Below are 15,103 nucleotides of genomic sequence, written 5' to 3'. Positions count from 1 at the left end.
CCCCTCTGAACGACAACAAATGCGAGTCAGTTGGGCGGGGCGACCGAAAAGGGGAGCCGCTACACGTACCCGTCCACGATCGCGGCCGCGATCTCTTTGTATGCACGGCGGGTATCGGGGCGCAGGACGTCCAGGGTAACCAGGTCGCCGTCGGCCACTCCCCTGTCATGCGGTACGGCGATCAACTGGCGGCAGATCCCGGAGAGGTGTTCCTCGATTGCGTCCTTGTCCACGCGGGACGACACCTCGTCCTTGTCCGTGATGACCACGATCGCGTTGCGGGCCAGGTCCTCGTAGCCATGGCTCGCAAGCCACTGCAGGGTGCTGCGGGCACGCTTGGCACCGCTCACGGCATAGCCGGCGGCGATGATGAGGTTGTCGGCCGATTGCAGGATGCCGCTCATCGCATTGTGCGTGACGCCGGTGCCGCAGTCCGTCAGCGCTACGGAGTAGTAGCCCGAGATCAGCTCCCTGATGCGCAGGTATTCCTCGGCGGTCAGTGAGTCCGAAACTTCCGGGTCCTGTTCGCCGGCGATGAGGTGCAGTCGGCCGGCATGGTGCATGTACCGGGCCAGCGCCGTGAGCGAATCGACGTTGTCGACGTTCTTGAGCAGGTCCGTGATGGTGCGCGGCGTGGCCTTCTGGTAGATGCCCTCACCCAGGGCGCGCTCCACGAGGTCGCCGGAATCGGGGTTGGCGTCGATGGCGCAGGGCGGGTCGCCGCGGAATTCCGCCAAGGTGAGGCCCACGCCCACCGTGGTGGAGGTCTTGCCGATGCCGCCCTTGAGGCTCAGGATGGCCGTGTTGTAGCTGCCTTGGAGCTGCCGGGAAATGCGCCGCGCCAACTCGTCCTCTTCGCGCTGCTTGGCGCTCGGGCCGAGGTTCCAGGCGCCGCCGCTCAGCTTGTACAGCATGCCGCGGAAGCCACCGATGGGACGCGGCTTCTGTTCCCGCACGAAGGAACCCGGCGAAGAAATGAAGTCGGAAATCGGAGCGCTGGCGGCTGCGGCGCGTCCGGCCCGTGCGGCAGCCGGGGGGACAGCGCCCGACGCCGGTGCTGCCGCCGTCGGGATCTCGCGGCGTGGTTCCTCACGGCTCGCGTCGCCGCTGGCCGGGTCGGTTACGGTCCCGGCGGACGCGTCGGCGGCTGCTGCCGCTTCAGCCCACGATCTGCTTTGGAGCGGGGCAGGAGTGGATGCGGACGCGTCGGAATCGTTCGGCGTAATGATCGGCATGGTTCCTGTCCAGGGGTCACCCTCTTCGCGGCGGCGATCGCGGCGTCGACGAAGTTCGGGCTGCCCTTCGTTAGATGCAGCGGCGCTGGCTTCGTTGTCCACAGAATCCGGCATGGTCTTGTCCCCTAGGATTCGCAGCGTTGTGCGCCGCGGCTCTCGTTTGAATTGCTTCAACCAGCAATTCTAGGTGGAGACCGTCACAAACCCGTCATAGCAGGCGTGCCGCGCAGTTTGGACAGCAGTTTTGGGCTTGCGCTCAAGCCGCCGGGCCAGACGACGGAACACCGCCGACGCCGAAGGCAATGTCGAGAAGCCCGACGTCGATCGCGTCGCCGCTGTTGTCGAGGTCGACGTGGCGGGCGCCTTTCCACTCGCAGGCGTTGGCCTGGGACGTGGTCCAGAATTGTTCCCAGTTATTTAGCTTCCACTCGTCGCGCTCATATCCACGGGCTACAAGGCGCGCCCTCACGGCCTCCCCATTTGTTCGAACATGCACCACGATCAGCTCGGCCTCGGGCCAATGGTGCTCCCGCCGGGCGTTGATGAGGTAGTCCGGATCGGCGAAGAACTTGCCAAAAGGCGCGTCCAGCACCACGGAGCGGCCGATGCCCAGGTTGTCACGGGTGAGGTCCAAAATGGACGCGTATTCCAGCGGCAGGATGGACCGCTGGTAGAACTCATTATTGTCGCGCTCGTTCGGATCGGAGCCGTTGAGTGTCAGCAGCAGCTCCGTGAATCGCTTGGTGGCGGTGTCCTTGTCGATGTAAGCGGCACCGTAGTGTTCGGCGAGGAGCTTGCTGACGCTCGACTTGCCGGAGCCCGCCGGCCCGATCACGAAAAATACCTGCGGCATGGTTATCTTCAACTGTCTGTTCTGCATTGAACTCTGGATCAAATTCTTTCAACAAAGGGCTGTGGCGGGTAGGCATTGCTGCCGTCCCCGCCACAGCGCCGAGGCTAGGCCGTAACTGTGGCCCGGCGGTCCTTGACGAAGAAACCGTAGGAGAGTGCGCCCACCACCAGCAGGACTCCGCCGATCAGGAAGACCAGGGTGTAGTTGCCGCCGGTCTGGGTGAGGATGAACCCTGTGACGATCGGGGCGAGTGCCGCACCGAGGAAGCCGCCGAAGTTCTGGATGGCGCCCAGGGATGCAACCTGCGTGGGTTCTGCGATGTCCGCGGCCAGCGTCCAGAGGACACCGATCGGCACCTGGGCGGCGAAGTAACCGACGGAGAGCAGGACGATAGCCAGTGCGGAGTTGTCAACGTAGGCAACGGGCAGGACGGCTGCGGCGGCGAGGAGCGCGCCTCCAACGATCGGGAGCTTGCGGGCGGTGACGGTAGGAATGCCGCGGCGGATGGCCCTGCTGGAGATCACGCCGCCGGTCAGCACACCGATGATGCCGCAGAGAAACGGAAGGGCTGCGAGCCATCCACTCTGGCTGAGGCTGAAGCCACGGGCGGTCTGCAGGTAGCTCGGGAGCCAGGTGAGGTAGACCCACACCGTGTAGAAGATGCCGAACGCGCCCAGAACCATGAACCAGGTGTTCTTCTGCTTGAGCAGTTCGCCCCAGCCGGCTTGCTTTTCCCTGGGCTTGGCCTGCTCTTCGAACTCGGCACCCTTGATGAGGAACTGTTCCTTGAGGGTGGGGTCACGGTAGACGCGGAGCCACACGAGGGCGACGATTACGCCGAGTGCGCCGATGACGACGAACATGCCACGCCAGCTCATGGTCAGCAACAGGAAGGTCAGCAGCGGTGGGGCAATGGCGTTGGCAATCTGCGAGCCGGTGTTGACGATCGAGACAGGCAGGGCGCGCTCGGTCTTGTTGAACCAGCGATCGGCAACCTTCAGACCCGAAGTGAAGAATGGGGATTCGGAGATACCCAAGGCCACACGGGCGGCGTACAGGAAGCCGAAGGAGTTGGCGAGGGCTGAGAGCATCGAGATGATGGACCAGAGTCCGGCCGCCCAGGCGAACATGCGCTTGGGACCATATTTGTCCACAAGGTAGCCGGCCGGCAGGTTGGCAATAGCGTACGGCCACGAGAACGCCGAAAGCAGCAACCCCATCTGAAGCGCGTTGAGGCCGAATTCCTTGGCGATCGTGGTGTTGGCGATGCTGAGGTTGTTTCGGTCCAGGTAATTCACGATCCCGCCGATGACCAGCAGGGCTACCAGGTACCACCTGATTCTGACGCGCCTCAGGGGATTGGTGTCCGTGGCGTCTATATCTGCTGATGCTTGGCTCATGCAGCTCACTCCTTTGTGTTCTGACCGACGGTCTTTGTCGGGTTGTGCTTTCGCCGGCTCCTGCCGGATTTGTTTGCCGGCCGGTGCCGGACTCCGGCTGCGCCGGGTTTTCGGCTAGCGCCGGGCTTCGTCGATCGCTGCGATGAAGGTCTGTGCAGCGCGGACAACGAGTCCGTAGTCGCCGTCGTTCTGGGCCGCCTTTGTCACAAAACTTCCCACGCCGACGGCGGTCACACCCGCGTCGAACCAGGCGCCGACATTCGCGGGGGTAACTCCGCCGGAAGGCATAATGGGCGCCTGCGGCAGGGGCGCAAGGATGGTCTTGACGTATGAAGGCCCGCCCAGTTCAGCGGGGAACAGCTTGATGATGTCCGCCCCGGCTTCCAGGGTGTTGACGACCTCCGTGGGGGTGAACGCTCCGCTGGCAGTGACGGCTTGGTAGCGGTTTCCTGCGGCGATCATCTTCGGATTGAACTGCGGGCTGACCAGCAACCGCGCGCCCGCAGAGATGCTGGCAAAGGCAGCCTCTGCGTCGAGCACGGTACCGGCACCGATTACGATGCCTTGGTCCCCGTATTTGTCGGCAAGCCGCTCGATGACTCCCAGGGCGCCGGGAACAGTCAACGGGACCTCCACTGCACGGATGCCGCCCTCGATGGCAGCTTCAGATACGCGGTAGGCCTCGTCGGCACTGTCCAGGCGGGCAATCAGCAAGGCGCCGGTGCGGACGATGGTCTCTAGTACTTCAAATTTGGTTAACATTGATTAAGAGATTACCCCAAATATTCACAAATCGGAACAGTCTGTGAAAACTTGTTAAGACTCCAGTGACCGGAGGCTCAGCTGCTTCGCGTGGAAGTCGAAATGCTGCGTGGCATACGCGTAGGTGTCCGCGAGGGTCATGTCAGCTGTGAAGAAGGGGTCCCACCGGGTCGGGAGGGGCATCGACCTGGCCAGGGAGTCCGGGGTTTCGCGTTCGAGTCGGCGGGCCAGCGCAGCGATCGTCTTTTCGAGTTTCCGGCCCATCCGGCGCCGGTCATAGACCACGGCGGCTGCAACCGATCCCCAATAGTTCACGACGTCGAACGGGCCGGTAGCTGCGTTCAAACCGGCGGCGAATCCCCTACCCCAGGATCGGGGCAGGCGACTCATGACGCGGACCAAAGGCAAGAGGGACCTGACGATCATGTACCCGAAGACCATGTGGAAGAGCAGTTCCTCGTTGGTCCAGCGGGTACCGTTACTCTTGCGTTGCAGATCCGACGGCGTCGCGCTCGCCAGCCAACTGTTCAGCTCCCGAAGGGCCCGTCGGTATCCTGCGAGGCATTCTTCCCGGGCCGGATCCATGGCTCCAGTGTCCCGCAATCGGCGGCGGAAGAAGCGCTGATCGTGTCAAGTGTTTTCCGGCCCCGGTGGGTCGGTCAAATCTGGTCCGGTGCGGCAGGGCCCGTAAAAAGCTTCATGCCCTCGGAAACGAACCTGCGTTCATCCTGTTTCAGGCGGTGAGCGCATATCCTTCGCGGATCCAGGCCAGCATCTCGGCGTCAATCTCTGAAGGGTCCTTCAGGATGACTTCGTTATGCCACCGGTTAGCAGATACCCGCTCGGCGCGGTGCACACGATCAGATTCGAGTTGCCTGTCCAAAACAATGTTGACCAGAATCCCGCCTCGGCGGGGATGGATCCCCAGAAACGCGCGCCCGTGAGCGACATGGAACGACGAGGCGTTCTCCTGCAACTCACACCCGTCAAGCGCAGAAATCTGATCGAGGAGGGCACCGTAAACGCCCGAGGAAACGGGATCGCCATCAATGCGTTCTCTTGCGGTACGTGCCATTCTGCCAGCATAAGGCGAAGGCTTGTCTCCGAGCCTATGGCCCATGCCTCACCATCCTCCGGTTACCCCCGTGCCGGACCGCCACCGGACGGATCGAGAGGCCCTCGACCCGGGCGAAGTGGGGCTAGAAATAACCGCCCTACCAGGGGCATCTCAACCTGTCACAGTCAAAACGCCGACGGCTTAGTTTTCCACGAGTTCGGCGTAGAGCTTTTGGACGCGGGCATTGATGTCGTCGCGGACCAGGCGCATGCGGTCCATGCCTTCGATGCCACGAGCGGAGGGTTCGTCGGTTTCCCACGTCAGGACGCGGGCCGTGCCGTGGCGTTCGAGTTTGGCTTCGGTGCCCAAGACAACGACGACGTCGGCGGCGTCCAGCACGTCGTCCGTGATGGGTTTGGGGTGCTCGCCGGCGATCCCGATACCGAGCTCCTTCAAGGACTCCACGGATTCTAGATTCAAAGAGCTTCCGGGATTTGTGCCGGCCGAGTAGACAGCGACGGCGTCGCCGGCAAGGTCTCGCATGAGTGCCGCAGCGAGTTGGGATTTGCCGCCGTTCTTGCTGCAGACGAACAGGATATGTGGGGTCTTACGGTTTTCGGTCATGAATGTCATTCTTCCTGCTGTTCGGATGCGCTCAGCAGCGCATGGTGGGTGCTCAGAGTTCGCCGGAGCGTCCGTGGGTCAGGCCGGTGGGGAACCCGACGAGGACCGGCTCGGGAGCGGCGCAGCAGCCGGCGTCTTCGGACGATGCCCTCGTGTTCGTGGCGGGGACGTCGCAGCTGGTGCCGGCATCGGTGGAGCAGACTCCTGTTTCGGGCAGTTCAAGCTGGACGGTGTCAGCGGCTGCCTGGTCTCCGGCGAGGGCGGCAGCGATGGAGCGGACCTGTTCGTAACCGGTGGCCAGCAGGAAGGTCGGGGCACGGCCATAGGATTTCATGCCCACGATGTAGAAGTCCTTCTCAGGGTGCGCCAGAAGCCTCGCGCCGTGCGGAGGCACCGTGCCACAAGAATGGAATTCGGGATCGATCAGCGGGCCGAGCCCCACAGGTGCTTCGACGGCGGGGTCAAGGTTGAGTCGGAGTTCGCGGAGCATGTCCAGATCGGGGCGGAAGCCGGTGCAGGGCACGACGACGTCAACCTGTAGCGTGCGGCCGTCGCCTGCGGTGACGGTCAGGTGGGAGTCCAAGGATTTCAGCGAGCTGATGCCGAATCCGGTGTGCAATTCGATCTTTCCAGACTCCACAAGGCGCCGAAGCCTTCCGCCAAGCTGACCGCGGGCAGGTAGCCCATCGGCGTCCTCGCCGCCATAGACCTTTTCGGCGGAAGCGCCCCGGACTGCCCACAGGATTCGGGTTCCGGGCTCGTCCCTAGTGAGCTCCGTCAGGTTTATGAGGGTGTTGGCGGCAGAGTGTCCGGCACCGACTACCAGGACACGGCGTCCGGCGAAGGACTCGCGATCGCGACCTGTCACGTCCGGCAGAGGTGAGGAGATCCAGGCAGCTGCAGCGTGTTCACCGATGGCAGGCAGCCCTGAGGTGCCCAAGGGGTTGCGGGTGGACCACGTTCCGGAGGCATCGATCACACCTGACACCCGGTAGTGGCGGGTCCCACCGCCGTCGTGCTCAACCCGCACAAGGAATGGTGTGGAGTCGCGTTCACAGACGTGCGTCTTGTCCAGCCCTACGCGGGTGACCGCGCCAACCCGCGCACCGGTCTGGAGCCGGGAGCGGATGGCAGGAAGGGCGGACAAAGGTGCCAGGTAGTTGTCGACGAGTTCCCCGCCGTAAGGCAGTGCGGTCAGGCGCGGCGTCTCCCAGCCGGACGCCTCCAACAATCTCACGGCCGCGGCGTCGAGGTTGAAACGCCAAGGTGAGAACAGGCGGATGTGCCGCCAGTGTTCGATCGCGGCGCCCGCGGTCGGGCCCGCTTCGAAGATCACCGGTTCCAGTCCACGCTCCAAGAGGTGCGCGGCTGCGGCCAGGCCGATGGGCCCGGCTCCGATCACGGCAATGGGAAGCTCGTTCATTGAATCCAGGCTCCTCTGTTTCATCCATGGACTTACTACGGTGCTGCGCTACTTTGCGGCAGGGGTGAGGGACTCGATCAGGCCCTCGATGCGGGTCCTGATCTCGTCCCGGATCGGACGGACGGCTTCGATGCCCTGGCCGGCCGGGTCTTCGAGGACCCAGTCCTCGTAGCGTTTACCGGGGAAGTACGGGCATTCGTCGCCGCAGCCCATGGTGATGACGACGTCGGATTCCTTCACGGCTTCGGTGGTGAGGATCTTTGGGATTTCGGCGGACATGTCGATGCCAAGCTCGGCCATGGCCTCGACGGCGGCGGGGTTGACTTTGTCAGCGGGCTGGGACCCGGCGGAACGGACCTCAATCCGCCCATCAGCAAGGGCGGTGAGGAAAGCGGCAGCCATCTGGGAACGCCCGGCGTTGTGGACACAGACGAAGAGAACGGAGGGTTTCTTGACAGTTTCAGTGCTCATGAGAGGGCCTTTCGATCGGGTGCAGAAGCCGGCAAAGCCAAGGGTAAAGGCGCAGGCAACGCCACAATGGCTGGGTACAGCGCGCGGATCAGGAAGAACCCGACGGCGCCGCCCAGCAGCTGGGCGAGGATGAACGCCGGGGCGGAGGCCGGGGCAATCCCGGCGAAGGTGTCTGTGATGGTCCGGGCCACGGTTACGGCAGGGTTTGCGAAGCTGGTGGAGCTGGTGAACCAGTAGGCGGCGGTGATGTAGCCGCCGACGGCGAACGCCACGCGGTCGGCCCGCCCGGAGCGGATGGTGCCGAAGATGACCAGGAGCAGCCCGATAGTGGCGATGACTTCGCCGAGCCACAGCCCTCCCCCGGCGCGTTCATGCGTGGAGAGTGTCACGGCGTCGAGGCCGAACATCAGGTTGGCGAGCGCGGTCCCTGCCAGGCCTCCGACGAACTGGGCAGCGATCAGCGCCAAGGCGGTGGGCGTATCCAGGATCCCCAGGGCGCGCTCCACCAAAGTGACCACTGGGTTGAAGGATGCCGAGACCGGCTGCAGCGCCAGGATCAACGCCACGAGAGCGGCGCCGGTGGCGACGCTGTTCTGCAGGAGCTGCAGTCCGACGTCGTTCGGGGACAGTCGCGAGGCCATGACGCCGGACCCCACCACGGCCATCACGAGGAAAGCGGTGCCTGCGAACTCCGCCACGGACCGCCGCGTCAGCACGCTCACTGGCCCTGTCCCCCGATCAAGGCCGCCAGGCCGGACAAGGCATCGGTGCGTGCGCGGTAGTAGACCCACACGCCGCGCTTTTCGCGCTCCAACAGCCCCGCTTCGTGCAGGACCTTCAGGTGGTGGCTGATGGTCGGCTGTGACAGCTCAAAGGCGTCGTTCAAATCGCATACGCAGGCTTCGCCGCCCTCGTGGGATGCAACGAGCGACATTAGCCGGAGCCGCACCGGATCGCCCAGCGCCTTCAGCAGGGGCACGATCCCCGCGGCTTCCGATTCCGAGAGCGGTTCCCTGGCTAGCGGCGAACAACACTCCACCGTTTGGACGGGCGTTAATTGCAAAGACATAGACACTCGTAAATATTCACATCTGTCGATGTTTAAGGCAAGGCCGCGGCGACAACGAAGTCTTCCGACTCTCCGGCAAGCACAAATCGGAACACTGTGTGAAAACTTGTTAAGATGGGGTTGTCCATCGCGAAGGAGCAACTTTGAGTTCGTCAACATCACCTCCCCTGATCCCGGAGCAGCGCCATCAGGAGATTCTTCGTTTGCTTCGCCGCGAGGGGGTGCTGAGCATCCGCAGCCTCACGGAATCCATGAACGTCTCCCACATGACCATCCGGCGCGACATTACAGCCCTCGAAGATGCCGGGCATGTGTTGTCGGTCCAAGGAGGCGTGCGTTTGGCGGAGGGGACCAGCCAGGAACCTCCCCGGGAGAGGGAATCCCGAGCGCAGCTGGAGCTGCCGCGGAAAAAAGCAATCGCCGAGCTTGCGTCCCAGTTCGTCGAAGACGACATGGTCCTGTTCCTCGACGCCGGTACAACCTGCCAGTCCGTAGTCCCCTATCTGGGCGCCCGGAAGAACATCACCGTGGTCACCAACGATTTTTACGTGGTCACGTCCCTATTCGCATACCCGAACGTTGAGACCATCCATACCGGCGGCGTGGTGGATGCTTCCAGCGCCTCAAGCTCAGGCCGCATGGCGGCCGACGCCATCAAGCACATCAACATCGATCTGTTCTTCATGAGCACGGGCGCATGGAGCCTGTCCCGCGGCGTCACGACGCCGTCCATGGACAAAGTGGAAATGAAACTGGCCGCGCTCGAGTCAGCGTCGCGCTGCTTCCTGCTGGCGGACAGCACCAAGTTCGGAACCTTTGCGAAGTTCCGGGTCGCGCCGATCGAGCAACTCGACGCCGTTGTCACCGACGATGAACTGGCACAGGACACCCGGGATAACATCCAGGAATTGGGCGTCACAGTGCACGTCGCGGCAGCGAACGGTTCCGGACGCTAAACACCGACGTCCGATGCCGGCGTAGCCTTACGCCGATCCGGCCCGTTTCCGGCGGTCGTTCTTGCCGCGGAGGTCGCGGTTCAGGCGGCGGTCACCGTGGTAGAGCAGCGACTCCCAGTCGACCTGTTCCGGGGTTTTGGGGATGATGGCCGGAGGCTGCGCTTTCGGCTTTTTGGGCTCGACGTACAGCCAGTTCAGCACGCCAAGGTACATGTCCACTCCGGAGTTGGCCAGTCCGATGTAGGCCCGGATCGCTCCGGCGGCCATGACGGCGTTGAAGGCAGCGAATGCCGCATTGCCCCAGTTTCCGAGTTGCCAGTTGCGCCAGACGGTCAACAAGGAGAACGCGACGATCAAGTACGGAGCGAGGACGTAGAGGGCCGGGGCCGCCGTGCGGTCCTTGACCTTCGGGGTGCGGACGAACGGGATCTTGTCTCCCGTGAGCGCTTGCTGGAGGGACTTCAGGACACCGGCAAGATTGACCGGCAGGAGCACAAGGTTGAAGCCGTAGATCCGGAAGATGTCGCTGAACCGGTGGCCGCAGTCCCGCAGGTCGCTGCCCATCGCCAGGAAGTAGGGCAGGGCCGCGAGGAAGACCAAGGGGCTGAGGAGACGGCTGTCGTAGGGGTACGCGAGGAGGAACAGCAGCCCGAAGCTCGCCCAGGTGATGGAGGCCATGTAGTTGACCCGCAGAAGGATTTCACGGAAGAGCAGTGGCCGTGCTTGGCGGGTGCGGTTGCGGATCTGTTCCCAGAGTTTGGGCAGGATCAGCAGTCCGCCGTTGGCCCATCGCCGTCGCTGCACCACGAGCGATCCAAAGTCCGGCGGGGTGGCGCTGTAGCTGAGCCGCTCCGGGTAATTGGCCAGGGTCCAGCCGTGCTTGCCAAGGTCCACGCTGGACTCGGTGTCTTCGATGACAGTGCGGTCCTGGATGTAGGTCCTGACCTCGAAGCCGCCCACCGTCGAGATCTCGACGATGTCTTCCAGGGCGCGTTTGCGGATCACGGCGTTCGCCCCCACCCAGAACGTCGCGCCGTATTGGGTCATCCCTTGGTGCTGGATGTGCTGGATGTCCGTGGTGGCCCCGGCGATGCGTTCGATCCGGGTCGGGGCACCGCGGAAGGAGGAGTACGGGGTCTGGGTGACGGCTACCTGCTCATTGCCCGGGGATTCGAGGAGATGAACCAGGCGGAGGCAGTAGTCGCGCAGCAGCATCGAGTCCGCGTCCAGCGTCAGGACGTAAGTGGTGTCCGGGACCGACAGCACATCGCCGTCGTCGACCCCTGCGGGCCGCAAGACGGTGCCGTCGGCTGTCTGTTCCGGGTGCCAGGTCCCGCCCATGAGCGAAAGGTAGGCGTTCAGGTTCATTGCCTTGTTGGCCTCGTGGGAGAGGCTCGCGAACCGCTTCCGCTCGAACGTGGACACCCGGGCGTTGAAGATCCAGGTCAGCCGCGCGTACAGCTCAGCGATGCGTTCCGGGCCGGGCGAGGTCCGCTGTGCGTTGGCGGCCGTCAGGGCCAGGATCACGAGGCGTAGTTCCCGGGCCAGGCCCATGAGGACCAGGTCCACGAAGAACTCATCCACGTGGTCCTCGACGGACTCGGTCTCGGCCATAGCTTCGAGCCATTCCGCAGCGTATTGGTATTCGGCGATCAGCCGCTCAACTTCGGTGCCGGCGTTAGTGCCGGCCCCCGGTTCAGGTTCTTGATCACGACGACGACGGCGGTACCTCGCGTAGGCGGCGTTGACCCTCGCCGCTGGTTCCTTGAGGGTGTCCGTGATCTGGCTGGCGAGCGCGCGGGTGGCTTCGAGGCGCCGGAGCACGTCGGGGTCTTCCGGGAAGGGTGGATCATCGAGAAGCAGCACGACGCTCAGGTCCGGGAATTCCTGCAGGACCGCGGACCACATGGTGCCGCGGACTACTTCCGGTTCTTCCGCGTAGGAAGGAATCAGCACGGTAATGCCCTCGGAGTAGTCAAAGAAGTGCCGGTCCAGTTCTCCTCGGGGAACGCGTCGGTGGGCCCGGAAGCGGGTCAGGGCGCCTTGCCGGGCGGTGAGGTACATCAGGGCCGAGAACGTCAGGAAGGACACCACCACCAAGTAGGAGAGGGATTCGGCGCCGAAGCGGAATCCGGCGCCGGGGTTGTCCACCAGCTGTTTGAGGACGGTCGTGACCACATAGCCGAGCCAGGCGAGCACGGTGGTGAGGACGCCGATCCGGCCGAGGACTATTTTGCGCCGCGATGGTGCAGGGTGGACGATCGAGAGCGGTTCAGATCGTTTCTCTGCTCCCCACTGACGCTTTCGGGCTTTTGAAGACTGCCCGTCAGCCGTTCCTTGGTCATCGGGGCGTAGCAGCACGATCTGATCCGACATGAATCCCCATTCGCGGTCCGTGCGCCCCCAGCGGGCGCGCGGCACAATGCAGGCGTAATGTGACGGCCCGCAGTACAGTGCGCCCCTATGATAGGCGAACGACGCGTAGTTGGGACAAGACTCGTGGAAATGCTACGCCAAGCTGCGAAGCTACCACCGGAGTGAAGTCTTTCCCGGACATCCGCGAAGTCCTATTCGAATGCTCTGGGGGTATCTCTGTGTCGAAGCGCTTTCCCGGCCGCCGGCTGTCCGTCCTGCGTTTGGGCATCCTTTGCGTCATCGTGGTCGCGGCGGTCACCGCGGGCTACCTCGGCCTCCGCAACGTCCAGGATGTGAGTGCCGCCGCATCCATGCCTTCGGTGTTTTCCGGCTATGTGGACGTGACAGCGACGCCGCGCTTCGCGTTCGAAGATCCAGCCGTCCCCAGCGCGAAAGCCGTGGTGCTGTCCTTCGTCGTCGCCGATCCGAAGCAGGGCTGCGCCCCGTCCTGGGGTGCGGCATATAGCCCGGACCAGGCAGCTTCCGACCTCGACTTGGACCGGAGGATCGCCCGTCTCCGTCAGCTTGGAGGGGCCACAGCGGTTTCCTTCGGCGGGATGAACAACAACGAACTCGCGGTTTCCTGCAAAGACACGAAGGCCCTGACAGACGCCTACCGGCAGATTGTGGATCGCTACGACGTCGCGACGGTAGATCTCGACGTCGAAGGCGTCGCCTTGGGCGACATATCCGCTGCCGACCGACGGGCGCAGGCCATTGCCGCCCTTCAGAAGGAGCGCAAAGCCAGCGGCAAGCCCCTCGCCGTCTGGCTGACCCTTGCGGCCGACCCGGACGGCCTCACGAGCCAAGGCCAGGTCATCGTGGCGCACACTCTCGCGGGCGGCGTGGAACTGGAGGGCGTGAACATCATGACGATGGATTTCGGCGCCAGTAAGCCTGCAGCTTGGAGCATGTCCCGTGCCGCGGAATCAGCTGCGGATGCGGCCCACGGACAGCTCGCCGCCCTCTACCGCAACGCAGGAACCGACTTTGGCAGCGAAACCCTCTGGCGCAAGCTTGGCCTGACCGTCATGGTGGGCCAGAACGATATCGCCGGCGAAATATTCACCCTCGATGACGCAGCCACCATGAACAGCTTCGTCAAAGACAAGGGCCTCGGCAGGTTGTCGATGTGGTCCATGAACAGGGACAGGACGTGCAGCCCCAACTACCCCGATTTGAGCAGGGTCTCCGACAGCTGCAGCGGGGTGGTCCAGGGTTCCCAACTGTTCTCTTCCACCCTTGCCAATGATGTGGCGTTGCCTACTCCGGCTGTGGTTCCATCGCCTACAGCCACTGCCTCAGTCAGTGCGACGCCCACCATCGATGACCCGGCGACCAGCCCTTATCCGATATGGAGCACCTATGCCGCATACACCGCGGCGGACAGGGTGGTCTGGCACGGCAGCGTCTACGAGGCAAAATGGTGGACCCGCGCCGACGTCCCGGACAACCCGGTCCTGCAGGGCGGCGCCACCCCATGGAAACTCGTGGGTCCGGTGCTGCCCGGAGACAGGCCAAGCCCCAAGGCGACGGTGCCCGCGGGAACCTTCCCGGCATGGGCGCCGGAGACGATCTATCACAAGGGCGACCGCATTCTCTTCGAAGGCTCCGCATTCGAGGCCAAGTGGTGGACTCAAGGAGATAGTCCGGAAGCCGCAATCCAGGGTGCCCCGGACTCCCCGTGGGCAAAATTGACCCCAGCCCAGATCCTGACCCCGTCGCCCACCACGCCAGCTCCCTGAGCTTAGGCGCGAGCTGGCAGCTGATGCCCTCAAAATCGCTTCCTGAGGGCATTTGCTGCCTGTTCGGGGTGGGGTTGGGACGAAGCGGCAGACGCCGTCCCCCAAATGCGCTTGCAAGCTCATGCCCCGTTAATGTCCGGCAGCCCCGAAAGTGTAACTAACCGCTTGACGTTGAGTGAGCTGCGTGGCCTTAGCCTGGGCGAAGGGCAATTCCTACGACGGGTTTTGCAACTTGAGTTTCATCCCGGGCTTGAAGGAGGCAGTGTCCTCGGGGGACAGCGAAAACATCCCAGGGAGCTTGTTGTCAGTTACCAACTGCCTGACTGGTATCCCAAAACGGGCTGCGACGGCACCGGGGTTATCTCCGGCCTGCACAATATAGACATCCGGTTGGCCCGACGCGTCCTTCTCGTATTCGCCACTGGCTCCCGGCCGCTCATGGTCGACTCCCCGCAGATCAACGACAGTCCCTGGTGCCGGCTCGGCGTCTATGGCCTTCGCCTGAAATGCTTTGAGGCTTTCTTCCTTGAGCCCGAATGCTTTCGCAATAGACGCCCAGGTATCCCCGGCGACCGTCGTGTACTTCACCGGCAGCTTGTAGGAACTCAGACTCACCTTGCCGGCCACCTCAGGCAAGGGCGCACTGGAACTGGATGCACTAGCCACCGCGGCTTGAGGTGGCGGAGAAATACTGGGGGAAGGTGCGGGCTCCGAATAGGCACAGGATGCCAGCAACATTGCCGACGCGGCCAGCAAAGAGAGCGATCCTATCGTCCGTACATGGAAGCTGCCGATACGAATGTAAGCCTTCAAACCATCCCCCTGAGTTGCGCCGCCGCCCACGGCAGCACGATGCGTGCTCAGTCAAAGATTAACCCAAGCCAGCTCACACCGGGGCGAGCCATACTGCTTCACCCCCGGGTTCTTAGGTGCAGGTGAATTGGCCGGTCTTGGGTGTGCCGGTCCAGGTGTTGCTGGTGCCGGGGACGGGGTATTGGTTTTGGACGGTCCAGTTCCAGGTTCCGAGGTGGGGGACGATTTTCGCGGTGTAGGTTCCGCCGCCGCTTTGGTTGCTGGTGCCGGTGAAGACGAC

The 15,103-nt window shown here is 63.6% G+C and carries 15 protein-coding genes; 2 read left to right on the top strand and 13 right to left on the bottom strand.

Translation table 11 applies throughout. From position 1 onward, the window contains the following. Positions 1-59: 59 nt before the first annotated feature. From AC1DJW_RS19475 to AC1DJW_RS19425, 11 genes are all read right to left on the bottom strand, one after another. A complete protein-coding gene (locus AC1DJW_RS19475; RefSeq protein ID WP_459341435.1) occupies positions 60-1,349 on the bottom strand; it encodes a MinD/ParA family ATP-binding protein in 1,290 nt (429 codons plus the stop codon). 142 nt (positions 1,350-1,491) lie between these two features. Further along, positions 1,492-2,088 (bottom strand): P-loop nucleotide/nucleoside kinase family protein, encoded by a 597-nt coding sequence (locus AC1DJW_RS19470; RefSeq protein ID WP_476902256.1) that lies wholly within the window; start codon positions 2,086-2,088, stop codon positions 1,492-1,494. A 104-nt stretch (positions 2,089-2,192) separates the two neighbouring features. Continuing rightward, complete coding sequence (locus AC1DJW_RS19465; protein ID WP_284755307.1) at positions 2,193-3,488, bottom strand: MFS transporter; 1,296 nt, start codon at positions 3,486-3,488, stop codon at positions 2,193-2,195. Positions 3,489-3,602: 114 nt separating this feature from the next. Next, a complete protein-coding gene (locus tag AC1DJW_RS19460) occupies positions 3,603-4,250 on the bottom strand; it encodes a bifunctional 4-hydroxy-2-oxoglutarate aldolase/2-dehydro-3-deoxy-phosphogluconate aldolase (RefSeq protein WP_476902255.1) in 648 nt (215 codons plus the stop codon). 54 nt (positions 4,251-4,304) lie between these two features. Continuing rightward, a complete protein-coding gene (locus AC1DJW_RS19455) occupies positions 4,305-4,835 on the bottom strand; it encodes a DinB family protein (RefSeq protein ID WP_476902254.1) in 531 nt (176 codons plus the stop codon). Positions 4,836-4,983: 148 nt separating this feature from the next. After that, positions 4,984-5,325, bottom strand: coding sequence for a DUF5655 domain-containing protein (locus AC1DJW_RS19450; protein WP_390278376.1), 342 nt, complete (start codon positions 5,323-5,325; stop codon positions 4,984-4,986). Between the two features lie 183 nt (positions 5,326-5,508). After that, complete coding sequence (locus tag AC1DJW_RS19445; RefSeq protein WP_390278373.1) at positions 5,509-5,940, bottom strand: arsenate-mycothiol transferase ArsC; 432 nt, start codon at positions 5,938-5,940, stop codon at positions 5,509-5,511. A gap of 43 nt (positions 5,941-5,983) precedes the next feature. Then, on the bottom strand, positions 5,984-7,354 hold the full coding sequence (locus AC1DJW_RS19440) for an FAD-dependent oxidoreductase (protein ID WP_390278370.1): 1,371 nt from the start codon (positions 7,352-7,354) through the stop codon (positions 5,984-5,986). A 48-nt stretch (positions 7,355-7,402) separates the two neighbouring features. Continuing rightward, positions 7,403-7,825, bottom strand: coding sequence for an arsenate reductase ArsC (locus AC1DJW_RS19435; protein WP_284755300.1), 423 nt, complete (start codon positions 7,823-7,825; stop codon positions 7,403-7,405). Then, positions 7,822-8,547 carry an aquaporin gene (locus tag AC1DJW_RS19430; RefSeq protein ID WP_476902253.1) on the bottom strand — a complete coding sequence of 242 codons (726 nt, stop codon included), beginning with the start codon at positions 8,545-8,547 and terminating at the stop codon, positions 7,822-7,824. Before AC1DJW_RS19430 ends, AC1DJW_RS19435 begins: the two co-directional genes overlap by 4 nt. Next, positions 8,544-8,894 carry an ArsR/SmtB family transcription factor gene (locus AC1DJW_RS19425; RefSeq protein WP_390278943.1) on the bottom strand — a complete coding sequence of 117 codons (351 nt, stop codon included), beginning with the start codon at positions 8,892-8,894 and terminating at the stop codon, positions 8,544-8,546. The genes AC1DJW_RS19430 and AC1DJW_RS19425 overlap by 4 nt, the downstream gene beginning before the upstream one ends. A 143-nt stretch (positions 8,895-9,037) precedes the next feature. On the opposite strand from AC1DJW_RS19425, the gene AC1DJW_RS19420 reads away from it, so the two are divergent. Further along, positions 9,038-9,850: a DeoR/GlpR family DNA-binding transcription regulator gene (locus AC1DJW_RS19420; RefSeq protein WP_284755297.1), complete on the top strand. Its 813-nt coding sequence runs from the start codon at positions 9,038-9,040 to the stop codon at positions 9,848-9,850. A 27-nt stretch (positions 9,851-9,877) separates the two neighbouring features. Here AC1DJW_RS19420 and AC1DJW_RS19415 read toward each other — a convergent pair whose 3' ends face one another. Further along, a complete protein-coding gene (locus AC1DJW_RS19415; protein ID WP_476902252.1) occupies positions 9,878-12,226 on the bottom strand; it encodes a glycosyltransferase family 2 protein in 2,349 nt (782 codons plus the stop codon). A gap of 218 nt (positions 12,227-12,444) precedes the next feature. Between AC1DJW_RS19415 and AC1DJW_RS19410 the strand changes: the two genes are divergently transcribed. After that, positions 12,445-14,010, top strand: a complete 1,566-nt coding sequence (locus AC1DJW_RS19410; RefSeq protein WP_476902251.1) for a chitinase — start codon at positions 12,445-12,447, stop codon at positions 14,008-14,010. A gap of 213 nt (positions 14,011-14,223) precedes the next feature. Here the strand turns inward: AC1DJW_RS19410 and AC1DJW_RS19405 are convergent, their stop codons facing one another. After that, positions 14,224-14,853: a LysM peptidoglycan-binding domain-containing protein gene (locus AC1DJW_RS19405; RefSeq protein WP_476902250.1), complete on the bottom strand. Its 630-nt coding sequence runs from the start codon at positions 14,851-14,853 to the stop codon at positions 14,224-14,226. Between the last annotated feature and the right edge of the window lie 250 nt (positions 14,854-15,103).

Source organism: Arthrobacter sp. 05L417, assembly GCF_056397865.1.
The sequence above is the reverse complement of the archived record's forward strand: the minus strand, read 5'-3'. Positions and strand labels throughout refer to the sequence as shown.